This window comes from Enterococcus sp. LJL128 (assembly GCF_056924295.1).
The window spans coordinates 162,196-186,299 of sequence record NZ_JBXPBP010000002.1; the positions used below are offsets into that span (position 1 = coordinate 162,196).

Consider the following 24,104-nt stretch of genomic DNA (forward strand, 5'->3'; position numbering starts at 1 on the left):
ATTATGCCTCCTTATTTTTTCGTAGAATACGCACACCCTGAGTCGTAGAAATACCATTTACTTTATCGCCGATTGCGAGGTAATCGATAGTATAGTCTGTCTTAGCGACAAGCTTGTCAATCCACTGCTGAAACTCCAGACGAGTCATTTCCCAGCAATGGTCTGTGTGTCTCATCTGATCTTCTGCAAGACTGTAGTAATGATTGAATTCCTTATTTGGTGTGGAAAGTATCATTTGATGAATATTTTTACTTAAAACGGTTTGAATTAGCTCTTCTGCTTCTTCCAAAGGCATGTGTTCAGCAACCTCCATCATAATGATGTCAATCGGTTCTGTAATGTTTAACTGCTCCCAGCTAGCAACAGAAGAATAGAAGGAAACATTTTCCAGTTCTTTTTTTTCAGCTTTTTCCTTCGCTGCAGCAAGTACTTCAGGGTTAATATCTACAGCGTAATAAGGCTGACCATTCAAATGGTTTGTAAATGCGCCAATATAGTAGCCTTCTCCACAGCCCACATCCAATATAGGATGTTCAAAGTCAAGAAGCGACTCCGCAAAATTTCTTCTTTGGAGATTGGTACCACCAAAGCTAAAGTCAATTTCATAACGATTGGTTGTCTCTATTTGTTTTTTAAAGTGATTAAAAAGGTTCCTTCTGCTTAAAAAATGGTGGGCAAAAAGATTTCGGATATAGAATGGAGCATCCACTGCATTCAAGGAATGAACGTATTTTTGAATCAAGCCCTCTGTTTCATCCATAAATTCTCTTCCGAATAATCCTTGGAAAGCGAGAAAAAGCTGAGCAGTATGCAGTAAATCGTGAAGGGAACCTTCTGTTTGAATAATCAAGGTACCATATCCAACTGCTGTTTCTTCATAGTTGAACTGAATATCAGGAAACTGCTGTCTGAAAAAACGCAGGAAATAAGAGCGTCTAATTGCAATGAAGGGCAGTTCCAGCTGATGAAGAAATCCTTCCGTATCAGATTCCTGCTGCTTAAACGGATAGCTGAAAAATTCAGTCAACAGTGAAAGATACGCGAGCGGCGCTTGATATTGAGCGCTGTTTAGATAATGAAATTCCTCTTCCCGGTTTGGACGAAAGGATAACGAAGGGTTCCCTTGATCTGTAAAGTAAGCTAGATAGGTTTGAGCATCTGCATACCAGCCATAGCCCATGCCCTTTCGTATTTTTCTTAACTGCAGCCCGCTTTCCGGATTTTTATATAAGATATAAGATAATTTTGGATTGGTTGATGTCAGCTTGATAATTGCCATAATAGACCTCCTGTAAAGTTTATACTTGTATCATAACGAAAACCTCCTGATCTATCTTTAAAAAAAAGTTGCGTACTGCGGAAGGTTGTGTTTACAATTAATGAAAAAGGTTGATTGAGGGTTATAGATTATGGCAAAAAAATTTCAGGAATTAGTCAAAAATTTTGATAAGATTCGAAAATATACTCGGGACTTTTATATTTACGGTTTTAAAGAGCGGGATGACTTTGTTTATGGAAGTCAAAGAGGGTACGATAATGAACGCAGAAGAATCGAAAGCTATTTATCTGAATGGATTGTAACGGAAACCGTTCATGGAAAGAAACGGGTACGCTTAGAATTAGACCCGAATAAAAGCACAGCGAATCCATTAAGCGCTGTTTGGGGGGCAAAATCCTTTACGAAGAATGACATTTTTCTGCATTTTACTTTGCTGGATATTCTGCAGGGGACTAAGGGCTGGACTGTACAAGAGATAGTTGATGAAATTGATGACAGCTACCTTTCTGGCTTTTCTGATGGCTATTTTTTAGACCCTCTGACGATTAGAAAAAAATTGAAGGAGTATACGGCTTTAGGCTTCTTCAAGGAAAAAAAGGCTGCAAGAGAATGTATTTATTTTCAGGTGCCCCCTTTAGTATTAAATGATGAGCTTCGTTTGGCTATTAGCTTCTATAAGGAAATCTTTCCTGTAGGCTTATTAGGAGATTATCTGTTGCAGGATGAACCACAGGCAACACCAATTCAGTTTAAGCACGCATTTCCAGTTCAGATTTTAGATAGTCAGGTTACGCTGCAGCTGTTAGAGGCAATTTATCAGCGGCGGGCTATTTCTTTTGAAACTGAAAAGCAGCATTTTGAAGATTTTATCCCGGTTAAATTCAGCTCAAGCTGTGAGTCAGGGCGGCAATATCTGATTGGTCGGGTCACAGGGAAAAGACATTTTTATTCAGTACGGGTCAACTTCATTTCTAATGTGAAGTTAGGCAGCGAGGCCGTCCAGTTTGAGCGTCTGCATACACAGTTTTTAGCGCAAAAGAAAATTAATTGGAATGCTGCGCTGAGCAGCAGAAGGACCCAACGGTTAAAAGTTTATCTAGCAATTGATGAAAAAAAAGAACAGTACCTAATTCGCAGGCTGGAAAAAGAAAAGCGTCGGGGAACCGTTACACACTTAGGTGAAAATGAATTTCTTTTTTCAATTGAGTTAACGGATATGGTTGCTTTAAATCCATTTTTACGAACTTTTTTTGGCCGTATTCAGCGAATTCAATGCAGCAACCGTACATGGGAACAGAAATTTTGGCAGGATTATCAGCAGATGCACGAGATGTATTTTGGAGGTGACCAAGATGAATCAATTATTTCATGAAGTCTATGGACGCTATTTTCAGATTGTCTCCAAGGTATTGGCAAAAAAAGAACGCAGTGAAGAGGAAATTCGACAGCTGGCTGAAGCTTATGGTTATGGAGAAACAGCTTTTAGTTTACTTCCCTACCTATTGTCGGAAGAAGACAATTGGCATCTGCTGAAAAAAAAGGAGGATAATTTCCAGCGGATAACAGCAAATGACAGCTTTCAGCCAACAACAAAACTAGAAAAACGCTGGCTAAAGACTATACTACAGGACCCGAAAATTCATCTCTTTTTAACAACAGAACAGTTGGCAGAGCTTAATCAGATACTTAAGGAAGAAGAGTGCTTATTTTCATTGACTGATATTGATTATTTTGATCAATTTCAGTCTGGAGACCCTTTTGAAAATGAAGACTATCAGCAGAATGCCCGGACTTTGTTAAAGGCAATTACTAGTGATGGGCTGACCACAGTAAAGTATCAGACCTTAGGTCGTGAAGAAAGCATTTGTCATACAATCAAGCCGGAAAAACTGGAATATTCACAAAAAAATGATAAGTTTCGATTAAAGGGTCAACGGTTGACAAAAAACGGCAGTTGGGAAGGAATAATCTTTAATCTTTCGGAAATCCGACAAGTAGAAATGCTGGAAAATCATGACCTGACTACTCCTCTATCAGAAAGCTTCTCTGCGAGGGAAGCAGAGAAGCAGATTGTTTGTTTGCTAAGAGATGATCGAGATACATTGGAGCGGGCAATGTTTCATTTTTCTAATTATCGTAAGGTAACGCAAAAGACAGAGAATGAAAAGGAGTATTCGCTCACTATTTATTACCCGGCACATTACGAAACAGAGCTAGTGATAAATATTCTTTCTTTTGGTCCTTTTCTAAAGGTTATTGAACCAGAGAGTTTTATCCATCAGATTCGTTACCGTTTAAAAAAGCAAAAGGAACTGCTTTTTCCAAATGGGATTATAGATTAAACAGAAAAAAGCGGCAATTGACTTCCTTAAGTCAAGTTGCCGCTTTTTTTGGTTTTATAGTTTAGCACCCATTGACTCAGGTGGCTATTGTCAATGACCTGCTTAGTTAGGACCTATTTATAACTCGTTTTTACTGCTTGAGAGCTGAATAAGTTCGTTCTGCTAATTAAGAAGAATGTTTACTTGCCGGATCGAGACGATGCTCAATCATGCCGAGCACCCAATCAGTAATAATTGCCATTAAGGCAGTAGGAACTGCACCAACCAAGATAATGGAGGTACCGTCTGTCGCATTTGTACCGCGAATAATAATGTCCCCTAACCCTCCGGCACCAACAAAGGCACCGATAGCAGTAATTCCAATGGCTACGACTAAGGCATTGCGTATTCCTGCCATAATAACAGAAACAGAGAGAGGCAGTTCAACCATGAACAAGCGTTGAATTTTTGTCATGCCCATACCTTTTCCTACGTCGAGAATATTGTTATCCACTTGTCTCATCCCTGTATAGGTGTTCTTGATGATGGGCAGTAAAGAGTATAGGAAAACTGTAACAATAACAGTATTTACTCCAAGTCCTAAGCCCAGCATCAAAATAGAGAGCATTGCTAAAGAGGGGACAGTTTGAATTAGGTTGGCAATGCTGATTATCCAGCCTGCCAGCTTTACTCGGCGGGAAATAAAAATCCCGATGGGAATCCCAATCGCTGCGGCAAAGAGAACACCGTATACGGAAATCAGAAAATGTCGAACGACCTGACTGAATACATAGCTGCCGTTTTGGCTAAAGTAATAAAAGAACTGCTCGAAAAGATTCATATCTTGTAAATTCGTCATTTTTTCCCACCTCCGTCAGATTCAAAGTAATGGTTCTCACGTAAAAAATTCTCTGCCACAATTGCTGGTTCCATTAAGTCATTATCTGCCTGAAAGTTTAATTTCTGCATTTTTTCTGTAGAAATCTTACCTGAAAGCTTACCAAGAATTTCTTTTAATTCCGGGTTGTCTTTCAAAATGGCATCTGTGGCCACAATACTTGCATCATATGGTGGAAAGAATTTTAAATCATCTTCCAGCATAACAAGATCATAGCTGCCAATACGTCCGTCGGTAGAATAGCCTAGCACGACATCCATTTTTCCAGCAGCAACAGCATCGTAAACTAAACCAATCTGCATTGGAAAGACACGTTTGAAGTCAAAACCATATTCTTGAGTAAATCCTTCATACCCATCTCCTTTACGGTCAATCCAAGAAGTATCAGCACCGGCAGTCAGTTGATCTGCGACGTTCTTCAAATCGCTGATTTTTTTTAAATTATATTTTGCAGCTGTTTCCTTAGTTACCATAAATGCATAGGTATTGGCAAAGCCGTAAGAAGGAAACCAAGTTTGTTTGAACCGTTCCTGAAACTCTTTTTCAACGATATCAAAAGCTTTTTCCGGTTCTTTTTCCGGTGGCAGCTGCAGGGTACCTGTTAAGTCTGTCCCTGTATAGCGTGCTGCAGAGATACTGGTATCACCATTAATCATTGATTGATGAATAACAGTCGTAGTGGCTAGATTATTGATAATTACTGCATCCTTGTCTGTATAATGCTCAATCATGCCTTTGACTACATTTGCCAGAATCTGGATTTCGGAGGTTGATCCGCCGGCGATACTGATTGTATTCCCATCATTTCCACTTGCCAGACCAGGCAGCGAACAGCTGGATAAAGCGCCTGTGCTGAACAAAAGCAGCAGCCCTAACATAAGTTTTTTTAATTTTTTCATTCTGATTCCTCCCGTAATGCCATAGGTGTTAATTTCTTTTCCAGCAAACCTAACAGGAAATCAGCAGCTAAAGCAATTAACGCAACTGGAATGGTACCGCCAAAAATCAAATCTGCCCGATACAGGTTCAGCCCGCTGAAGATAAAGTCGCCTAACCCGCCTGCTCCGATATAGGAAGCCAAGGTTGCCCAGGCAATAACATAAACCGCAGCAAGACGAATGCCGGCCATAATCGTTGGTGTAGCAATAGGCAGTTCAACCATGAAAATTGACTGAGTATTTGTCATTCCCATCCCTTTAGCAGCATCCTTGTAATCAGCACCGACATCTTTTATACCAATATAGGTATTTCTTAAAATCGGTAATAGGGAATAGATGAATAAGGCTACGATTGCCGGGAATCTCCCAACACCAAATATAGGAATCATTAATGCCAAAAGAGCCAGAGAAGGAACCGTCTGCAGTGCACTAGTCAACCCGATGACAATCGCAGCAGTCCGCTTAGTTCTGGTTAAGAGAATTCCCAATGGAACGGCAAAAAGAATCCCTAAGGCTAATGCAACAGCGGAAATGAAAATATGCTCACCAGTCCGTGTAATCAGTTCTCCGCCTTTTTCCATTAAAAACTCATTCATGCTGCTCCACCTCCGCCTGAGCGACAGCCGCAGCTTCATCTGGAGCATTTTCTGAAGCGATAGTTGCAAGCTCTTCTTCACCCCAGATAACATCGTAGACAATATCAACCAATGAGGCTCTGGTTAGAATACCGACGACTTTCTTCTTATCACTGACCACGGGAACATATTTAATTCCTCGTTTTAAAATTCTTTGAAGTGTATCTCGAAGTAGGGAATTTTCTTTTACAAAGAAAACATCCGGATTAATAATGTCACTGACGCTGGTTGCTTTGTTGCGGCTGCGGTCAAGTGTTTCAACATCGATGAATCCTTTTAAAATCCCTTGTCCGTCAACAACCAGTAAAGTATCCACACGCTTTTCACGCATGACCTTAATGGCTTCTGACAGTGATTTTTCAGGAGTAATTGTTACCGCGTTGTGAGACATAACTTCTCCCACCGTTGTTGTATTGGATTTTGCCTGAATGAGACGATCCTCTCCGATGAGTTCTTCTACAAATTCATTGGCTGGTGCGTTAAGAATATTATCCGGTGTATCAAACTGAATTACTTTTCCTTCGCTCATAATAACAATTCGGTTAGCCAGCTTTAAAGCTTCATCCATATCATGGGTTACAAAGATGATTGTTTTTCCTAAGCGTTCCTGCAAATCCTTTACAAGATCCTGTAAAGAATCTCTAGTGATAGGGTCTAACGCACCAAAGGGCTCATCCATCAGAATGATGTCTTGGTCAGCTGCCAACGCACGAACTACGCCAATCCGTTGTTGTTGTCCGCCGGAAAGCTCATGGGGATAACGGTCCAGCATTTCACGAGGCAACTCTACCAAATCAATCATTTTTTCTGCAGTTTTATCGCGGCTGGCCTGATCGACTTTTAATAAACGGGGAACCAACGTAATATTTTCACGAATTGTCATATGGGGCATCAAACCTATATTCTGAATCACATAACCGATTTTCCTGCGCAGTTCCACCGGGTTAACAGACTGAATGTCCTTGCCGTTAATCAAAATCTTGCCTTTTGTAGGATCAGTCATTCGATTAATCATTCGCATTGAAGTAGTTTTTCCACTTCCACTGGTACCGATAAAGCAAATAAATTCACCTTTTTCAAAAGAAAGATTGACATCTTCGACGGCCACCTTGCCGCCCTTATAAATTTTGTACACATGTTGAAACTCAATCAAAACGTTCACCTCTAACTTCTTAATAGTCTCTCACTACTAGTATGCTTGAAAAAGAAACTTAAAACAACTAAGACGTATTTTTGATTTCTTATGATAAATAAAAGCAATTATTAAATATGTTATTTAAAACAAAATGTTTTCAAAGATAAAATTATTAGTGAATGAATTTGACTAGTTAATTGAATAAAAAAGTATAGAAAAGGTCAAAAAAAAGACCCTAATCAGACACTTCTCCGACTAGGGCAAACAACTAATTGAGAGTAAAAATTTTTTCAAAAAAAAGGGGGGATTCCAGCTATTTTTCTTCATAAATATTTTTTTCTATTTCCGCTCGCTGGGATTCTAGAAATGGCGGGAGAGCAAAATGTTCACCTAGGCTTTCCAATGGCTCGTCAATGGTAAACCCAGGAGCGATAGTTGCAAACTCAACCCTGTTTCCTCCCGGCTCCCGAATGTACAAGCTTTTGAAATAACCGCGACTGATAATTTTTTCAATCAGCCAGCCTTGTTCCTTAGCTTTGTGATGTAAGACATCAAGAGCGGCATCGTCCTTCACTGCAAAGGCGACATGATCCATGCTGCCTCGTCCCATGCGCATTTTTTCCTGTCCTGAAGCTTGAAGAATATCGATGAAATCTGTCTCATTCAGCATAATCCGCTGATTCTCTGTGTGCCAGCCTAGTAGTTTTTCAAAGAAAGCAGTAGTTAGCTTCGGTTCCTGCACATGAAATTCAGTGGATAATAACCCTAAAATCTGATTTAAAGGGGGAATATCTCCAGCAGTTTGAAACTTTTCTGTTAGAGGCGGCTGATTGACCTCCACTAGACGGATAGCCACTTGGTCAGGATCATTAAAATGAAGTTCTTGTCCGAAATCCTTATAATCTATATGATGCTCTGTCAATCTGTTTTTCCAAAATGATAGGCTGTCCTTAGGAACTTTAAGTCCAATAGTGCTTAAATAATGGTCGTTGTCATAGCGCTGTCCAAGCAGTGGTACAAGAAAAAAAGTGATAACTGAACCAGGAGCACCGTAATAGTTCCCGTAATAATCATGAATCATTCGATGGTTATCCTGATTGACAGTGTGCTTCACAAAACGCAATCCCAGCAGTTTGATATAAAAGGCCTGATTTTCTTTACTGTGTCTAGTTAATAAAGAAACATGGTGGATGAAAGGTTTCATCATATTTTCCTCCTTTAATTACACTTACTAAAAATAAGTATATAGAAATTCCGACAAATAGCCAAGAGAATAGTCTTTTACTTTTGCAATGTTTAAATTAGTCTGTAATTTTGTTTTTTTTTAGGAAAATGTCCATGCATTATTTTTACTAAACGATCATAGCTTTATTTGGATTAAGTTAGGGAGATAGTATGTTTGAACCATAGTCCTAAGCTTTTCAATTTCTGCCGTTGTCAGTTGATTTTTTGGAACAGCTGTAATTACTTTTTCAGAGCGGAAGAAAAGGAAATGGTTATTTGTTTCATTAATTTTTGGAAATAATGACCAGTCTGAAAAGGAATGCGCAGTTTCCGCTCCACAGGTTACACCTGTCTCGTCAAGCGTCGTTTCCAATGGATTGAAAATATGCCTGTTTTCAGGATTATTATAGTAGTTCCCAGCTCTTTCCTTTGGTAAAAAAAGGCCGCAAATAGCAGAAGAGATGCAAGAGCCAGATAGCTTAGTGCTAAAATATAGTCCTGGTTCATTACGAAAACAAACATCATAAAAGTAATAATGATGATTAAAGCAAAACGAACCAGCATGGAGCGTTTATTTTTGGGGAAATTTTTTGAAAGACTGCACTAATTTTCAGCCAATCCTGCAGCTGTAAGTGATAGTTGATTTTCATTCACTCACTCCTTTTATAATAAGTATAAGCTATCTCGGTAAGGAGATGCAATAATGGTTTTGAGTTAGGAGTGAAAAGTAATAAAAGGTGATGTAAAAAGACTTGAAACGAGACTTCGTAGTTTTTGTACTTGGTGTGTCAGAGGAAAAATGATAGAATAGCGGAGGATATGTAAGAGAGTGAAGGTGAACATAATGCTTAGTACAGAAGATTTTGATTTTGAACTGCCGGAAGAGCTGATTGCTCAAACACCATTGGCAGATCGAACAAGCTCCCGGCTTTTAGTGTTGGATAAAGAAACGGGAGAAATTGAGGATAAACATTTTAATGAAATCATTGAAGAGCTGAATCCTGGCGATGCTTTAGTAATGAATGATACACGTGTGCTTCCAGCTCGTCTTTATGGCGAAAAGCCTGAAACTGGTGGACATTTAGAAGTGCTGCTGTTGACGAATAAAGAAGGGGATACTTGGGAAACGCTAATCAAACCAGCCCGTCGTGCTAAAAAAGGCACACAGATTAGCTTCGGCGATGGCCGGCTGAAGGCAACGGTTATTGAAGAGTTGGATCATGGCGGTCGGATTATCACCTTTGATTACGAAGGGATTTTTCTGGAAATTTTAGAGTCGCTGGGTGAGATGCCGCTGCCGCCGTATATCAAAGAACGGCTAGAAGATCCGGAACGCTATCAAACTGTTTATGCTAAAGAAAACGGTTCCGCTGCAGCACCAACGGCCGGTCTTCATTTCACGCGGGAACTATTGGATAAGATTGAAAAAAAAGGAGTAGTGCTTGTCTATTTGACACTTCATGTCGGATTGGGAACGTTCCGACCAGTCTCTGTAGAGAACGTGGAGGAGCATGAAATGCACAGCGAATTCTATCGCTTGACTGAAGAAGCAGCTGAAAAACTGAATGCTGTAAGAGCTGACGGCGGAAAAATTGTAGCTGTAGGAACAACGTCAATTCGTACACTGGAAACAATCGGCACAAAATTTGATGGAGCAATTAAAGCCGACAGCGGCTGGACAAGTATTTTTATTACACCAGGCTACGAGTTTAAAATTGTGCAGGCTTTTTCTACTAATTTTCATTTGCCAAAATCAACATTAGTTATGCTGGTCAGCGCATTTGCAGGGAGAGAACAGACCTTAGCGGCATATCAGCATGCGGTTAATGAACGATACCGCTTTTTCAGCTTTGGCGATGCTATGTTTGTAAAATAATGAATCAAAGCAGCCGTATAAAATTCTATTAAGCAATAAACCAAAGACGCTGTTCCGAAGAATGGTTAGGAGTATTTGCCGGAATAGTCAGTTTAAATAAGGAAAGTTTATCTAAGAAAAGGAAAAGCTCAACAGCTTTTCCTTTTCTTAGATTTTTTTATTCAGATAGGACTGAGCTGTATTGATATTAAATAGAATATAAAAAAATATATTGTATTTTTTAAAAAATAAACTTTACTATAAGACGAAGAACGTTTATACTTATTCTTATATGATTTTTGTTCTTTTATGAAAAATCTATAGTATGACTAGACACCTTATAAATGAATATAGATTTGATTGAGATAGCGCTGGGTAAAAGACCGAACAAAAAAGCGAAAAACCGGCTAAGGTTTTTCGCCTCTTTGTATCTCAGTTAGTTCAATTTCTTCAGTGTTACAATCATCAGTGCTTCTGTTGCAGAAACAAGAAGTATGATTGAATTGATTATCCAAAAGTAGGCCACCAAATTATGAGTAGCTATTTCATAAAAGACATTGCTAAGTGCGATTAGCAATATAATCGTTACAAAGAAATGAAACTAGCCGTTGAGATAATTTTCTTTCCCCGTTTATCTCGTCCTTCTTTACTGAAAAAGAAATAGATAGAGTAAACCAGAAAAGCAATTGATAATATTACCACTAATAAGCTAGACCAATGATTTACAGGTAAATTATCGAAAAAAGATTTTAAAGAATCGGTCATACCGTGCGAGTCCTTCCCGAAGGGAGGTGTTCTAGTTTGATTCTTCTTGTGACTGGTCTGTTAATCTTTTGAAAGTAAATATTTTTTCAATAGGAACTTCAAAGACTTCAGCAATGTCATGAGCTAATAGTAAAGAAGGGTTATATCTATTCCGCTCAAGTTGAATAATTGTTTGTCTTGATACGCCTACTTTATCAGCTAATTCCTGTTGGGTCATACGCTTCATAGCTCTGTAGACGTGGATGGAACTCTCAAATGATGAGTTCTTCTTTTTTGGCAATGCAAATCCCTCCAATATTTAGATTATGGTTAAATAATAGAAAGTGCATAGTCAATATACCATATCTTTGTTTTTGTTACAAATATAATATAGCAAAAAGCCAAGCTTCTCGAATAGCTTGGCTCATTTAACTGGAAGGATTCAACATATTGAATTGTTAAACTTCTGTTACACATGTAAAGCATTACTGAATTTCTTTTTGATTCAACAAAACTTAGCTTTTCGTTCAAGGTTTGAAACTTAAAACACTATCAAGTTTATCTTGATAAATAAACATACTTTCTAATAGTTTGCACTTTTGATACTCTACACATATAAACTGATTAAAAGGTGAATATTTTACTTCCAACAAACTTTCTTAATTCTTTGATATGATCTATTGAAACTCGAGAAATTCTTCAATATGTTGTAGTTCCTCCTTCCCTCATCTATATAATACCATTAAAAGAAAGCGTTTTCAATAAATTTATACCCTTTTTTTGAAAAAAATAAATAAACATCTATTTTACGAATTGTCCGAAAGAAAAGCGTATTTATTGATGTCTAAAAAATTTTCATGTTATAGTTAATGTATAGTACTACTATTTAAATAGGAAGAAATTGAAGTGGGGGATAGGATGGATATTTATCAGAAATCAATCGAAGATGTTGTAAAAGACAGTAAAACAGACGTGGAAAACGGGCTAACACAGAAAGAAGCAGAGCGCCGGCTGCAGGAAAACGGCGGAAACAAATTTGAGGAAGAAAAGAAGACCTCTATCGCTAAAAAATTCTTGCTTAGCTTGAAGGATTTTACAACAATTATTTTATTAGCTGCTGCAGCAATTTCGTTTTATACAGCAATTGCGACAGAGCACGGCGATTACTTTGAAGGTATTCTAATTATTGCAATTGTCATTATTAATTCCGTTTTGGCTATTGTCCAAGAAGGAAATGCTGAAAAATCCTTGGATGCATTGAAGGATATGAATAAGCAGACTAGTACGGTATTAAGAGATGGCAAAGTTGAAAGTGTGGATGCAGAGGACTTGGTAGTTGGGGACATTCTAGTATTAGAATCAGGCTCAATGATTACTGCAGATGCCCGCTTGCTGGAAGCCTCTCAAATGAGGGTGGAGGAATCTGCTTTGACAGGAGAAAGTGAACCTGTTGAGAAGGACGCAGCGTACATAGCCTCAGAAGAGGAATCTCTGGGCGATCAAATTAACATGGTATTTAAAGGCTGTACGGTTTCTAACGGCCGCGGTCGGGCAGTCGTTACCTCTACTGGTATGGATACGGAAATGGGTAAAATCGCTGGGCTTCTAAGCGGGAATGAGCAGCAGAAAACACCGCTGCAAAAGAGACTGAATCAGCTGGGAAAACGAATCAGCATTTTAGCTATAGGTGCGGCTGTTTTAGTTTTTATTATTGGTGAGCTTCAAGGGGAGCCGATGCTTGATATGTTTATGACTGCAGTTTCGCTAGCCGTTGCTGCGGTTCCAGAGACATTGACGGTCATTGTAACACTGACGCTTGCTTATGGTGTTCAGAAAATGGCGAAAAAGCATGCGATTATTCGGCAGCTGCCCGCAGTAGAAACTCTAGGTACAGCAAATGTTATTTGTTCAGACAAAACAGGAACCCTAACACAGAATAAAATGCGGGTCCGTCGTGTCTGGTCCCGTGGGGATGAAGTAACAGACACAGAAGATGCGATGACAAACGAGGCAATGGAAGTATTGAAAATGGCCGCCTTATGTACCGATGTTACTGTTGAGAGAGAAGACGATGATTTGACTATCAAAGGCAATCCAACAGAAGCTGCCATCGTTCGGGCAGTTGAAGAAAATTATCATACAAAGGATGAGCTGGAAGAAAAATATCCGAGAATTGCAGAGTTGCCTTTTGATTCCGAACGGAAAATGATGACGACTGTCCATAAAATGGGCAAGAAATACATTTCTATTACCAAAGGAGCCTTTGATGTCTTGCTGGCTCGTTTTCGCTATGGCGATGTAGATCAGGCAGCAATTGTTAATGACCGCTTTGGTAAACGAGCTTTACGGGTAATTGCAGTAGGTTATGCAATTTATGATGAAGAGCCTCAGGAAATCACTTCTGAAGCGTTGGAAAAGGGACTGCGTTTATCTGGTTTGATTGGGATGATTGATCCGCCGAGACCAGAGAGTAAAGGCGCTATTGAAAAAGCGAGAAAAGCGGGCATTAAAACAGTAATGATCACAGGAGATCATGTAGTAACCGCAGGAGCAATTGCAAAAGAATTAGGTATTCTAACAACTAAAAAGGAAGCAATGACAGGTGCAGAGCTTCGTAAGCTAAGCGATGATGAGCTGGATGAGCGAGTGAAGGATTTGTCTGTTTATGCTCGTGTGACTCCGGAAGATAAAATTCGAATCGTTAAATCCTGGCAGCGGACAGGCGCTGTAGTTGCGATGACTGGCGACGGGGTCAATGATGCTCCGGCACTTAAAGCTAGTGATGTCGGCTGTGCGATGGGAATTACTGGAACGGATGTGGCTCAGGGTGCTTCAGATATGATTCTTACTGATGACAACTTTGCAACCATTGTCGATGCAGTTGCTCAAGGACGTACAGTCTACCGGAACATTCGCAAGGCGATTAATTTTCTTTTGAGCTGTAATGTCTCAGAGATTTTCATTGTACTTATTGCGATGCTGTTAGGTTGGGGAGCGCCCTTTACAGCTGTTCAGCTGTTGTTTGTTAATGTGGTAGCGGATGGACTTCCTGGATTTGCGCTAGGAAGAGAGCCTGCTGAAAAAGATATTATGACAGAAGCGCCAATTCCTCGGCAAGAAGGGATTTTTGCCCGCGGCTTATGGAAGAAGATTGCGATTAATGCTGCGGCATTTACAGTAGTGACCCTGTTCGGTTTCTATCTAGGAGCATTTGTTGACGGTGTTTCTCATTGGGTGAGTGCCAGTCATGAAGTAGGTCAGACAGTCGCTTTTCTAGTCTTAGCTTACTCGTCTATCCTACATGTTTTCAATGTTAGAAGTACAAAATCAATCTTCCAAGTGAAGCTTTCTTCTAATAAATCATTGTTCGAAATGGCTGTTTTAGCAATTGTCATTACGACAGTTATCGCCTTACTGCCGATCACTCAGGAATTATTCTATTTAGTCCCAATCGGCTTAACTCACTGGGTACTAGTTGCAGCACTATCTATTGTTCCGATTTTTGTGAATGAAATGATTAAGTTCCACTTCTCGACAGAGGAAGAAGAGGACTAAAAAATCATGAGAAATTACTGTTGAATAATTGAAAATCAGATTATTTTTTCTACTTTTGATAATATAAGTTGCTAAATGACCTTAAGAGTATTATAGTTTAGTTCAAATGAACGTGATTGGCTGTTCCGGCTGTTACAAACAACGGCTAAAAACAGATAGTTCACAAGGTCTCAGCTTGATATTCAGCATGTTAAAAAGACCTGAATGAACGATTCTTTAGCGCGTTCATTCGGGTCTTTTATTTTGTTAGTCATTTAGTGAAACTGTTGTAGGAGGAGAAGAGTGTGAGCAAGGAGTTTAAAGCTTCAAACAATCACCGCAAGTTGACAGCTGCGGGAGTGTTGGTGGCGATGGGTGTCGTCTATGGAGATATCGGGACGAGTCCTTTGTACGTAATGAAAGCAATTGTTGGAGATAACGGCGGGATTACTGAGGTATCAGAAAACTTTATTATTGGTGCTGTCTCGTTGATTTTTTGGACATTGACGATTCTAACCACTGTAAAATATGTCATGATTGCTTTGAACGCAGATAATCATGGCGAGGGAGGAATTTTTTCTCTTTATACATTAGTAAGGAAGAGTGGTAAATATTTAATTATACCCGCAATGATTGGCGGGGCAGCACTGCTGGCTGATGGAGTATTGACACCAGCGGTAACCGTGACGACAGCTATCGAAGGCTTGCGGGGGATACCCATGTTTTTTGACCGTTTCGGTATGGATCAGAACATTATAGTCATTATCACATTAGTTATTATTTTGGTATTATTTTCTGTTCAGCGGTTCGGTACAGATGCGGTAGGAAAGGCCTTTGGTCCAATCATGTTTCTCTGGTTCACATTTTTAGGCTTAATGGGCTTAGTGAATTTCAGTCAGGATTTGACAGTGATTCGTGCATTAAATCCTTATTATGCTGTAGAGCTGCTTTTTAGCTCCGAAAATCATTTGGGGATATTTATCTTAGGAAATGTTTTTCTGGCAACAACAGGGGCGGAAGCATTGTATTCTGATTTAGGACACGTAGGCAAGAAGAATATCCGCTTTAGCTGGCCATATATAAAAGTTTGTTTGCTGCTTAATTATTTAGGTCAGGCTGCTTGGATTCTAAGTGCAAAAGAAGATCCAGCAATTGCTGCTTTGGAAAACCTTAATCCATTTTTTGAAATGATGCCCAATTCCTTAACGCTAGTGGGGGTTGTCTTTGCGACCATTGCGGCGATTATTGCTTCACAGGCGTTAATTTCCGGGTCATTTACACTAGTTTCAGAAGCGATTAAGCTAAAGCTTTTGCCTAGAATGAAAATTATCTATCCAGGAGCCAATATTGGTCAAATGTATATTCCTGCGTTGAATATGCTGCTGTGGCTGGCTTGTTCAGCTGTTGTTATCGGTTTTCGAACGTCCACTCATATGGAAGCAGCCTACGGTCTATCCATCACAGTAACCATGCTGATGACCACGATTCTGCTGATGTTCTTCTTAAAACAAAGAGGAGTTCCAAGACCCTTCGTTTATCTGATTACGTTGTTTTTTGCCAGCATTGAAACGGTCTTCTTTATTTCCAGTATTGTCAAATTCTTCCATGGCGGCTATGTAGCTGTAGCCATTGCCTTGCTGATTCTAGCGGTTATGACAATTTGGGAATGGGGCAACATTATCAAAGAGAAAACGGCTGATACTGTGCCGATTAGGGATTATATTGATCAGCTGGATCGGATGCGGGGAGATACGCGGATTCCGATGTATCAAACAAATGTAGTGTTTATGACGCCAGATTTAATCAGCGATGAAATCGGCCGGGCGGTCATGTACTCTATTCTAGATAAACGTCCGAAGCGGGCCAAAGTCTATTGGTTTGTGAATGTAGAAGTAACGGATGAGCCCTTTACCAAAGAATATTCTGTAGACATGCTGGGTACGGATTTTATCGTTCAGGTTCAACTATATCTAGGCTTTAGAGTAGCACAGGAGGTCAATGTTTATCTTCGTCAAATTGTTCATGATTTGATGAAGGAAGGACGTTTACCAAAACAGCCTCAGGAATATACGATTACTCCTGGCCGTGAAGTCGGCGATTTCCAATTCATTTTGATTCGGGAAGAGCTCTCAAAAGTGACAGAGCTGAAAAAATGGGACCGCCAGATTATGCAGCTGAAGCTGGCAATAAAAAAATTGACTATTCTACCAGAGAACTGGTTTGGTTTAGAGTACAGCGATGTTCGCTATGAGTCGGTTCCATTAATTATCGGAAATACGAGAAAAACACATTTAATTGAACGGTCAAGAAAAATAGAAAATCGTGATAATCGCGATTAATAAAAAAACAACTAGTAAGCTAAAAAATTATTTTGGCTTGCTAGTTGTTTTTTATTAGGGAAATTCGACTTTTCCCTGAGAAAGTCTGCTATCGATTAGCAGAGCATTATTGTATTTTTATCAAATGAGGCTGCTAGTTCGAATAGAATTTAACTGGAACAGAACTAGCAGCTGTTTGCATTTTACACGCTATTATCCCAGGTTTATTGAAGGAGGAAATCCTAGGAAAAAAAACAAATAGAGTAATATTTGGTCAAAATAAAAGCTTGCCGGCTGTTCAGTAAAGTTTGTTTTTTTATGAAGATAATAATTATTTTACTAATAAAAAACTTCTTGTTTCTAATGGTATCTTAATTTAGACTGTAATTTGAGAGGAGTAAACAAATGAATGGTCTAAATGTAAATTATACAGTTGCTGGCGTTGTTTCGCAGCGGTTAAGCCAAGCGGCCAGTGTGCTGGCAAATAGCTCGGCACCAACAGCTACTGCCAGTAAAACAAACGTATCTGGAAATAAGAATGCACAGCGATGCCTACAGCGAATGCCTGCATCAAGCCAGGCAGTTTCTAATGCACTGACGAGAGATGGGAACAATATCCATTCTGTTTCACAGGAATTCGCGGCAATCGATCAAAAGCTAAGTAAAGGCTTTGATGGTTTGAGTCAATTACCTAGACCAGGAAAGAGTGGTTTTTAGATGACAGATACTGAAGAAAAGATAGCACAGCAATTATCAGAGCTTGAACAACAACAGGATACACAAAGAAAAAAGCAAAGGCTGCTGGAGGAGCTAGAAGCAGACTATCAGAGACTTTCTACCGATCAGGAAGAATTTTTGCTAGATATTATTTATAGTAGTCACGGACGAACACAGCAGTTTGTACTAAATCTGGAAGACGAGTTTCTTCAGCTTCATCGAGCAAACCTGCTGACAATAGACACGAATAGAGAGGAGCTTCAACAAGAGCTTCAGCTGTTTGCGGCTAAAGAAGACGAATTAATTAATGTAAGGCGGCAACTGTATTCAGAAGAAAAAAAGGAGGGTGATGATGGGACTTAGTTTTTTTGTTGGAGAAGTAGAGGCGCAAACAAGTGCAGCAGTACAAATGGCACATGACTATTTACGAAATACAGGCACATTAAGGGATAGCATCAATGCCTATTTGAATGCACCGTTATCTGGGAAAACCTATAATTCCGCTCGGAACTATTTCAGAACTGTCTATCCGCCAATTGCTACAGCCATGGTTTTGGTAGGGGAGTCAATGATTGAGGCACAGACACAGTTTCCGGCAAAGTTTGAGGAAATTGTGGGCGGCGGCGATATTGAAGAGGATCGGATTAAACAGCAGATAGAAGCTGGTAGAGAGCTGCTGCGCTCCTATGCGGCAGCGATGAATAAAGAAGAAAAACCAAATTTCCGTATGGAAAAGGCATATATGATGAACCAAGACATAATAGGAAAGCTAGAGGAACGATTGGAGGATCTCTACTTGTTTAATAGTATTTCCCCTGCACTCTTTTCAGATGTAGAAACAAATATGGATAATCTGGACAGAGCCATTGCGGCCTTAAATAAAGGCGGTGCCTGGAATGCTGCTTCAGGAACCTTTGATATTACCAAACTGGATATGACTTGGGTCAGACCAATTAATGAAGCGTGGAAAAAACGTCAGGAAGAGCTGAGTAAGAGACCTGAGGTGCGTGAGGCGCTGGACAGTGTCAATTACGATGTAGAAATAACCGTAGACGAATTTGGTAATCCGAACTATTATGTTTATAAGAATGGTAAGCTGGATACAAAGCTGACTGCGGAATACGTCTATTTAATGGCAGAATTTCGCTTAGCAGAATATAAAAAGCTGATGGATAGTCCAGTTGGAAAAGTCTATACAACCATTACCAGTGTGTTGTTTATTGTAAATGGCACACAATATGTGATTAACGGCTTGAGAACTTTAGGGAACGGCTTATCTATTGGCTATGGAGTGAATGCTGTAACTGGCGAGCCAGCGACCTTGCTATTACGTGCAGATGGCAGTGTTGTCAGCGAAGCCTTAGCAACCGTATCAGTGGGAATTGTTGAATTACTTACTGGTGTGTCAATCAGTACAATAAATTGGGGCGAAAGCTCAGGCGGCGATAATCCTAAGGTTGTATCGAAGATTGATGAAAACGCAAGGTTGAGAAAAGAAGCAGAAGAGATGGGGAAAAACGAAGGAGTACAGAAAGAAGCAGATCAATTGATAGAAAAACTAGCAGCTGGCAATACAAATCCTGGTATTGGGTATAGAAATTTATTTAAAGATGTTATATACATCAGAGGGAAAAAAGGAGCACGAATTTTTTATCGAAAGGTTGATGGGGTAATCGAGATACTTGGAAAAGCATATAAAGGAAATGAAACAAAAGTTATTAATATTTTGATAGATTTATATAAATGATTTAATTGGAGGAAGCTATGGAATGAAGGTTATAAAAATTAGTTATCCAACAACCTTGGATAAAATAGAAGACATCACAGATGATAACATTGATGTGTTTGTAGAGTTAGAAGATGGCTTTTCCTATACTATTATTGTAGCGACTTTAAAGAACATAGAGACATTGATGAGAGGGAAAAAGTTTTTAGAACCAGGATTGGCACCACAATTTGTGATTGTGAAAGAATTAAATGAAGAAGTAATTGCAGAAGCTATCGAGGCACATGCAATCGAAGATGATGGGTATTGGATAAAATTGAGCCATGTATCAACAATGATAGATGCTGAACTTTTGGATAAGAGTCTTGAAGGTAAGCGTGAATTTTGTAGTGATGATGAAGAGTAACGTTATGAAAGTCTTAAATATTGAATACCCCACAACCTTAGATAAAATTAATGATCCAACGAATGATAACATTGATGTATTTGTAACATTAGAAGATGGTTTCTCTTATACAGTAGTTGTAGCAACAATTAAAAACATTGAACATATGATGGAGAACGGATATCTAGAGGAAGGACCACCTTTTATTATTGTAGATGAACTTCAAGAGGATACCATTCGAAGAGCAATCGAAGCTCATGCAAAAGGCAATGCTTACTGGCTAAAGCTCCATTACTTATCCAATTCAATTACTGACGATTTGTTTGTATCAATGCTTGAAGAAATTGAAAAGAGCAACAACAGTTATTGAAAAAAAGTTCTTTGGGTAGTAGAGATGCTGGTAAGACTACAGCAACTATAGAAAAATGAGAATATCGCTATTAATATTTAAGCAAGTATAGGTAAAGGGGGATGATTGAAATGAAGATAAAGGCTATACGCTACCCAACAACCTTGGATAAAATAGAAAACATCACAAATGACAACATTGATGTTTTTGTGGATTTAGAAGATGGTTTTACATACACTGTTATTGTATCTACTGTCCAAAATATTGCAAAATTTATGGAGGAAAAAGGGTACTTCAGTCCGGGATGGGTTCAGCAGTTAATCGTGGTAACGGAATTGAAAGAGGAGCTTATTAAAAAAGCAATAGAGGCCTATGCAGAAGAAAATGCTTATTGGCTAAAATTTACTCATTTATCCACTGGATACTATTTGGAAGATTTAGATAGAATGCTTGAAAAAGAGCGACGATTTTATGACGATGATGAAGCGTAAATAGATGTTCAAGAAATGAAAATAAGGTTATCAAAATATTGATAACTAAGCATCAATAGTTGGAGGAATGATTAAGTGAAAGTTCTTAATATTGAATACCCTACAACGCTAGACAAAATAGAAGACATCACAAATGATAATATTGACCTATTTGTTACATTAGACGATGGTTATACCTATACACTAGTAGTTTCTACCCTTAAAAATATAGGAACATTGATGGGGGATAAGGGTTATTCAGAACCCGGCTGGCCCCAGCAGTTAATTATTGTAGAAGAACTGACAGAAGAATTAGTAAAAAAAGCAATAGAGGCTTATGCGGAAGATGAAAACGGATTGTATTTAAAAGTATCAAACCTGGCAACAGGATTCAATGTAGACGAGTTAGATACTGTACTAGAAAGAAGGCGCATAATGTATAGCGATGATAAGGATTAGTGGTATGAAAGTCTCAAATATCGAAGCTTATATCCTTTATCAACATATTAAGCAGTAGATCAAGTAAATTTTGGTCTGCTGTTTTTAAAGTATTTTGTTGGATGTCATTGCTAATTACGTAGAAATCTTTTAATAGAGGATAAAAAGCTAAATGTAATAAATAACAGCGCAGAATAAAGAAGTAGAATTCGCGGTGCTTTCTTTTACAAAATTTATACATATATTAATATTTTTTAAATTAAATTCGCCAGATGTCAGGTTTATAAGTATAATAGGAATATGTGAAAAAGGGCTGTCCTTGGTATGGGATTTTAATAGAGACAGGTGGACATATATATGAAGAATAGGAATCGACGTTATCTTCAGTTAAGTGTGCTGGCTATCGCCCTTTTGCTGGTTTCGTTTTTCTACTATGAAAATAACCGCAAAAAGGTGGAGCAGTCAGTAAATACAGCCTATTCCTTATCTGTGGATAGTGAAGAGCGTTCAAGTGAGACAAAGGCAAGCCAGACGAAAGACACAACCGCTTCGACTGAAGTAGCTGAAAGCTCTGAAGAAGTGCTTTCTCCTCAAACAATAAAAGAACCGAAAATAGTGAAGGGAATTGTGGTTGTCAATAAGCGCTATCCACTACCCGAAAGCTATGATCCCGGGGAAAATTCAGAAGCGTTAGCAGCCTTTAAAAAAATGAATGAAGAAATGCGTAATCTTGGGCTAAATATTTCAGAAGAATACAGCGGCTATCGAAGCTACAAAGAGCAGGAAGAGCTGTATAAAAATTATGTTGAAGGGGATGGTCAGGAAACGGCAGAACGTTATTCCTCACGTCCAGGCTATTCTGAACATCAAACAGGTCTTGCATTTGATTTTATTGATACTGCTGGTGAATTAGCAAACACGGAAACAGAAGCTGCTTGGATTCGTGATAATGCTCATCGGTATGGGTTTATTGTCCGGTATAAAGAGGGACAGGAGTCGATTACCGGCTATATGGCTGAAGCTTGGCATGTTCGGTATGTAGGGGAAGAAGCCGCAGAGGAAATCCATGAAAAAAATCTGACGCTGGAGGAATATCTGGATGTTCAGGGCGGAGACTATGAAGAGGAACAATAAAGATGCTTAATATACTTGAAATTACTGAGAAAATGGCACCAAATCAAAAAATTAATTATGACCGTATACTGAAAAAGATGATTGAGGAATGGGAAAACGCTGCTGTTAAACCGACGATTTTACTCCATAGCTGTTGTGCGCCATGCAGCACGTATACGCTGGAATACCTAACCAGCTATGCAGACGTCACAATTTATTTTGCAAACTCGAATATTCATCCGCGGTCAGAATACAAGCGCAGAGAAATCGTTCAGCAGGAGTTTGTAGCTGCGTTCAATCAGCAGACTGGTAATCAGGTCAAATTTTTGGCAGCACCGTATGAACCAAATCAATTTATTCAAATGGTTCAGGAAAAAGGGTTGACGGAATCTCCCGAGGGAGGTAAGCGATGTGCTTCATGTTTTCAGATGCGTTTGGACATTGTTGCAGAAAAGGCACAGGAATTAGGCTACGATTATTTTGGCAGTGCGTTGACGCTGTCGCCTAAAAAAGATAGCCAGCTGATTAATTCAATTGGCATTGATATTCAAAAATTCTATCAAACCAATTATCTGCCTAGTGATTTTAAAAAGAATAATGGTTATAAACGTTCGATTGAATTGTGTAAAGAGTATGATATTTATCGACAGTGTTACTGCGGCTGTCTGTTTGCTGCCAAGCAGCAGGGAGTGGATTTAAAAGAGATAAATCAGGCTGCTCAGGGATTTTTGAAAGAAAAAGGGAAAGCTGAACAACTGGAGAAATCTCAACTAGAAGTAGAATAGCCGCCGGCTGAAAAATAAATTCGCTTTCCATAAAAAGAAAGGATGACAAAGATGAAAATTGCAATGATTGCCCATGATCGAAAAAAAGACTTGATGGTAAAATTTTCTTTGGCATATAAGCATATTTTAGCGGAGCATGAACTTTTTGCTACGGGGACTACCGGCGGTCGAATTGCTGAGGCTACAAAGCTTCCGGTTCACCGCTTTAAATCCGGTCCCCTTGGAGGAGACCAGCAGATTGGAGCAATGATTTCTGAGGATAATCTGGATATGGTGATTTTCTTTAGAGACCCGTTGGCTTCCCAGCCCCATGAACCAGATGTAAATGCGTTGATTCGTTTAAGCGATGTCTATGAAATTCCCCTTGCCACAAATATCGGTACTGCAGAGATATTAATTCGTGGACTGGAAGCAGGCTTTGCTGATTTTCGGGAAGTCATTCATGAAGGAGACAACCGTCCAATTTCCTTATAGAGAAATCGGCGGTTGGATTGCCTTTAAGCGCAGTCTATGCTATAGTCCTTTTAGGCTTTATGCCTAAAAATAAATACAGAGTAGAAGATAAAGCGTTAAGTGCTGCGGGGATGGGATGTCGCCCTGTGGACGAAGGATGGAAATCCGCGGTTTTATTTTCGCATTCGCTGCATTGATTTGTAGCAGCTCTTAAAGGAGATGCTAAGGATGAAGAAACGAGTTTTAGAAACAAGAAAGTTAACGGTACTGGCATTATTGATTGCATTGGTAGTCGTATTTACCCGTTTTCTTTCGTTTGAAAATCAAGATTTGAGGATTAGTGCGACCTTTATTCCGGAAACCTTGATGGGTATGCTTTTTGGCCCATTTTGGACGGGAATCGGCAGTGTAATTGCTGATACAGTAGGTATTCTGTTATTTCCAAAAACAGGAGCATATTTCCCGGGATTTACCTTGAATGCTTTTATTACTGGTGCGATTTATGGTTTCTTTTATTATAAAAAGGAAATCACCTGGCCCCGGGTTATTACAGCGACATTGCTGGTAACCGTGATTGTACATCTGATTTTAACGCCGTTGTGGCTAGGAATGCTTTACAATATTGATTTGAAAATTTTAGCCTGGTGGGTACCTAGAATTATTAAAAACCTTATATTTTTCCCAATACAGGTAGCAGCAACTTATTATATGGGAACCAGAATCTCATATAAGCAATTGATTGAACGAGTAACAGCTTCATATAATAAATAAAAAAACAGCTTTCCGC

General features: G+C 39.1%; 24 protein-coding genes and 1 riboswitch. Of the genes, 16 read left to right on the top strand and 8 right to left on the bottom strand.

Going from position 1 to position 24,104, the window contains the following annotated elements; translation table 11 throughout:
• Window position 1: 1 nt before the first annotated feature.
• Window positions 2-1,279, bottom strand: a complete 1,278-nt coding sequence (locus tag AC1Z3K_RS03700) for a class I SAM-dependent methyltransferase (RefSeq protein WP_426081053.1) — start codon at window positions 1,277-1,279, stop codon at window positions 2-4.
• Between the two features lie 130 nt (window positions 1,280-1,409).
• Here AC1Z3K_RS03700 and AC1Z3K_RS03705 point away from each other — a divergent pair, with 130 nt between their 5' ends.
• Together AC1Z3K_RS03705 and AC1Z3K_RS03710 are read left to right on the top strand one after the other, a co-directional pair.
• A complete protein-coding gene (locus tag AC1Z3K_RS03705) occupies window positions 1,410-2,651 on the top strand; it encodes a hypothetical protein (RefSeq protein ID WP_461731905.1) in 1,242 nt (413 codons plus the stop codon).
• Window positions 2,632-3,621, top strand: a complete 990-nt coding sequence (locus AC1Z3K_RS03710; RefSeq protein ID WP_461731906.1) for a WYL domain-containing protein — start codon at window positions 2,632-2,634, stop codon at window positions 3,619-3,621. Before AC1Z3K_RS03705 ends, AC1Z3K_RS03710 begins: the two co-directional genes overlap by 20 nt.
• A gap of 166 nt (window positions 3,622-3,787) precedes the next feature.
• On the opposite strand, the gene AC1Z3K_RS03715 is transcribed toward AC1Z3K_RS03710, so the two are convergent.
• From AC1Z3K_RS03715 to AC1Z3K_RS03740, 6 genes are all read right to left on the bottom strand, one after another.
• Complete coding sequence (locus tag AC1Z3K_RS03715) at window positions 3,788-4,459, bottom strand: ABC transporter permease (protein ID WP_426081050.1); 672 nt, start codon at window positions 4,457-4,459, stop codon at window positions 3,788-3,790.
• Window positions 4,456-5,397, bottom strand: coding sequence for an osmoprotectant ABC transporter substrate-binding protein (locus AC1Z3K_RS03720; RefSeq protein WP_461731907.1), 942 nt, complete (start codon window positions 5,395-5,397; stop codon window positions 4,456-4,458). The genes AC1Z3K_RS03715 and AC1Z3K_RS03720 overlap by 4 nt, the downstream gene beginning before the upstream one ends.
• Window positions 5,394-6,032, bottom strand: coding sequence for an ABC transporter permease (locus tag AC1Z3K_RS03725; protein WP_426081048.1), 639 nt, complete (start codon window positions 6,030-6,032; stop codon window positions 5,394-5,396). The genes AC1Z3K_RS03720 and AC1Z3K_RS03725 overlap by 4 nt, the downstream gene beginning before the upstream one ends.
• Window positions 6,025-7,224, bottom strand: coding sequence for a betaine/proline/choline family ABC transporter ATP-binding protein (locus tag AC1Z3K_RS03730; protein ID WP_426081047.1), 1,200 nt, complete (start codon window positions 7,222-7,224; stop codon window positions 6,025-6,027). The genes AC1Z3K_RS03725 and AC1Z3K_RS03730 overlap by 8 nt, the downstream gene beginning before the upstream one ends.
• Before the next feature lie 295 nt (window positions 7,225-7,519).
• Window positions 7,520-8,410, bottom strand: a complete 891-nt coding sequence (locus AC1Z3K_RS03735; protein WP_426081046.1) for a VOC family protein — start codon at window positions 8,408-8,410, stop codon at window positions 7,520-7,522.
• Between the two features lie 156 nt (window positions 8,411-8,566).
• A complete protein-coding gene (locus AC1Z3K_RS03740) occupies window positions 8,567-8,803 on the bottom strand; it encodes a YcxB family protein (protein WP_461731908.1) in 237 nt (78 codons plus the stop codon).
• A gap of 471 nt (window positions 8,804-9,274) precedes the next feature.
• Between AC1Z3K_RS03740 and queA the strand changes: the two genes are divergently transcribed.
• Complete coding sequence (queA, locus tag AC1Z3K_RS03745) at window positions 9,275-10,306, top strand: tRNA preQ1(34) S-adenosylmethionine ribosyltransferase-isomerase QueA (RefSeq protein WP_461732060.1); 1,032 nt, start codon at window positions 9,275-9,277, stop codon at window positions 10,304-10,306.
• 775 nt (window positions 10,307-11,081) lie between these two features.
• Here queA and AC1Z3K_RS03750 read toward each other — a convergent pair.
• Complete coding sequence (locus tag AC1Z3K_RS03750; RefSeq protein ID WP_426081044.1) at window positions 11,082-11,330, bottom strand: helix-turn-helix transcriptional regulator; 249 nt, start codon at window positions 11,328-11,330, stop codon at window positions 11,082-11,084.
• Window positions 11,331-11,947: 617 nt separating this feature from the next.
• Here AC1Z3K_RS03750 and AC1Z3K_RS03755 point away from each other — a divergent pair.
• From AC1Z3K_RS03755 to AC1Z3K_RS03815, 13 genes are all read left to right on the top strand, one after another.
• Entirely contained in the window at window positions 11,948-14,584 is a 2,637-nt protein-coding gene (locus AC1Z3K_RS03755; RefSeq protein WP_461731909.1) for a cation-translocating P-type ATPase, read from the top strand.
• Between the two features lie 350 nt (window positions 14,585-14,934).
• Window positions 14,935-16,902, top strand: coding sequence for a KUP/HAK/KT family potassium transporter (locus AC1Z3K_RS03760; RefSeq protein WP_461732061.1), 1,968 nt, complete (start codon window positions 14,935-14,937; stop codon window positions 16,900-16,902).
• 384 nt (window positions 16,903-17,286) lie between these two features.
• Window positions 17,287-17,598: a TIGR04197 family type VII secretion effector gene (locus AC1Z3K_RS03765; RefSeq protein WP_426081041.1), complete on the top strand. Its 312-nt coding sequence runs from the start codon at window positions 17,287-17,289 to the stop codon at window positions 17,596-17,598.
• Window positions 17,599-17,961, top strand: a complete 363-nt coding sequence (locus AC1Z3K_RS03770; protein WP_461731910.1) for a hypothetical protein — start codon at window positions 17,599-17,601, stop codon at window positions 17,959-17,961.
• A complete protein-coding gene (locus AC1Z3K_RS03775) occupies window positions 17,951-19,345 on the top strand; it encodes an LXG domain-containing protein (RefSeq protein WP_461731911.1) in 1,395 nt (464 codons plus the stop codon). The genes AC1Z3K_RS03770 and AC1Z3K_RS03775 overlap by 11 nt, the downstream gene beginning before the upstream one ends.
• Window positions 19,346-19,367: 22 nt before the next feature.
• Window positions 19,368-19,730, top strand: a complete 363-nt coding sequence (locus AC1Z3K_RS03780) for a hypothetical protein (protein ID WP_461731912.1) — start codon at window positions 19,368-19,370, stop codon at window positions 19,728-19,730.
• Between the two features lie 4 nt (window positions 19,731-19,734).
• Window positions 19,735-20,079, top strand: coding sequence for a hypothetical protein (locus tag AC1Z3K_RS03785; RefSeq protein ID WP_426081034.1), 345 nt, complete (start codon window positions 19,735-19,737; stop codon window positions 20,077-20,079).
• A gap of 110 nt (window positions 20,080-20,189) precedes the next feature.
• Entirely contained in the window at window positions 20,190-20,549 is a 360-nt protein-coding gene (locus AC1Z3K_RS03790; RefSeq protein WP_461731913.1) for a hypothetical protein, read from the top strand.
• 75 nt (window positions 20,550-20,624) lie between these two features.
• Window positions 20,625-20,987 carry a hypothetical protein gene (locus AC1Z3K_RS03795; protein WP_461731914.1) on the top strand — a complete coding sequence of 121 codons (363 nt, stop codon included), beginning with the start codon at window positions 20,625-20,627 and terminating at the stop codon, window positions 20,985-20,987.
• A 336-nt stretch (window positions 20,988-21,323) separates the two neighbouring features.
• Window positions 21,324-22,100 carry a D-alanyl-D-alanine carboxypeptidase family protein gene (locus AC1Z3K_RS03800; RefSeq protein ID WP_426081030.1) on the top strand — a complete coding sequence of 259 codons (777 nt, stop codon included), beginning with the start codon at window positions 21,324-21,326 and terminating at the stop codon, window positions 22,098-22,100.
• Between the two features lie 2 nt (window positions 22,101-22,102).
• Window positions 22,103-22,864: an epoxyqueuosine reductase QueH gene (locus AC1Z3K_RS03805; RefSeq protein ID WP_461731915.1), complete on the top strand. Its 762-nt coding sequence runs from the start codon at window positions 22,103-22,105 to the stop codon at window positions 22,862-22,864.
• A gap of 51 nt (window positions 22,865-22,915) precedes the next feature.
• Window positions 22,916-23,338, top strand: a complete 423-nt coding sequence (locus AC1Z3K_RS03810) for a methylglyoxal synthase (protein WP_461731916.1) — start codon at window positions 22,916-22,918, stop codon at window positions 23,336-23,338.
• A 74-nt stretch (window positions 23,339-23,412) separates the two neighbouring features.
• Window positions 23,413-23,510, top strand: a riboswitch (THF riboswitch).
• A gap of 26 nt (window positions 23,511-23,536) precedes the next feature.
• Complete coding sequence (locus AC1Z3K_RS03815; protein ID WP_426081027.1) at window positions 23,537-24,088, top strand: folate family ECF transporter S component; 552 nt, start codon at window positions 23,537-23,539, stop codon at window positions 24,086-24,088.
• The last annotated feature ends 16 nt before the right edge of the window (window positions 24,089-24,104 follow it).

Coding starts and splice junctions, on each gene's coding strand:
- AC1Z3K_RS03785 (WP_426081034.1), top strand. CDS start 19,735: ATGAAAGTCTTAAATATTGAATACCCCACAACCTTAGATAAAATTAAT.
- AC1Z3K_RS03760 (WP_461732061.1), top strand. CDS start 14,935: ATGGGTGTCGTCTATGGAGATATCGGGACGAGTCCTTTGTACGTAATG.
- AC1Z3K_RS03720 (WP_461731907.1), bottom strand. CDS start 5,397: ATGAAAAAATTAAAAAAACTTATGTTAGGGCTGCTGCTTTTGTTCAGC.
- AC1Z3K_RS03770 (WP_461731910.1), top strand. CDS start 17,599: ATGACAGATACTGAAGAAAAGATAGCACAGCAATTATCAGAGCTTGAA.
- AC1Z3K_RS03725 (WP_426081048.1), bottom strand. CDS start 6,032: ATGAATGAGTTTTTAATGGAAAAAGGCGGAGAACTGATTACACGGACT.
- AC1Z3K_RS03700 (WP_426081053.1), bottom strand. CDS start 1,279: ATGGCAATTATCAAGCTGACATCAACCAATCCAAAATTATCTTATATC.
- AC1Z3K_RS03780 (WP_461731912.1), top strand. CDS start 19,368: ATGAAGGTTATAAAAATTAGTTATCCAACAACCTTGGATAAAATAGAA.
- AC1Z3K_RS03705 (WP_461731905.1), top strand. CDS start 1,410: ATGGCAAAAAAATTTCAGGAATTAGTCAAAAATTTTGATAAGATTCGA.
- AC1Z3K_RS03810 (WP_461731916.1), top strand. CDS start 22,916: ATGAAAATTGCAATGATTGCCCATGATCGAAAAAAAGACTTGATGGTA.
- AC1Z3K_RS03765 (WP_426081041.1), top strand. CDS start 17,287: ATGAATGGTCTAAATGTAAATTATACAGTTGCTGGCGTTGTTTCGCAG.
- AC1Z3K_RS03815 (WP_426081027.1), top strand. CDS start 23,537: ATGCTAAGGATGAAGAAACGAGTTTTAGAAACAAGAAAGTTAACGGTA.
- AC1Z3K_RS03735 (WP_426081046.1), bottom strand. CDS start 8,410: ATGAAACCTTTCATCCACCATGTTTCTTTATTAACTAGACACAGTAAA.
- AC1Z3K_RS03715 (WP_426081050.1), bottom strand. CDS start 4,459: ATGACGAATTTACAAGATATGAATCTTTTCGAGCAGTTCTTTTATTAC.
- AC1Z3K_RS03710 (WP_461731906.1), top strand. CDS start 2,632: ATGAATCAATTATTTCATGAAGTCTATGGACGCTATTTTCAGATTGTC.
- AC1Z3K_RS03755 (WP_461731909.1), top strand. CDS start 11,948: ATGGATATTTATCAGAAATCAATCGAAGATGTTGTAAAAGACAGTAAA.
- AC1Z3K_RS03800 (WP_426081030.1), top strand. CDS start 21,324: ATGAAGAATAGGAATCGACGTTATCTTCAGTTAAGTGTGCTGGCTATC.
- AC1Z3K_RS03805 (WP_461731915.1), top strand. CDS start 22,103: ATGCTTAATATACTTGAAATTACTGAGAAAATGGCACCAAATCAAAAA.
- queA (WP_461732060.1), top strand. CDS start 9,275: ATGCTTAGTACAGAAGATTTTGATTTTGAACTGCCGGAAGAGCTGATT.
- AC1Z3K_RS03790 (WP_461731913.1), top strand. CDS start 20,190: ATGAAGATAAAGGCTATACGCTACCCAACAACCTTGGATAAAATAGAA.
- AC1Z3K_RS03775 (WP_461731911.1), top strand. CDS start 17,951: ATGGGACTTAGTTTTTTTGTTGGAGAAGTAGAGGCGCAAACAAGTGCA.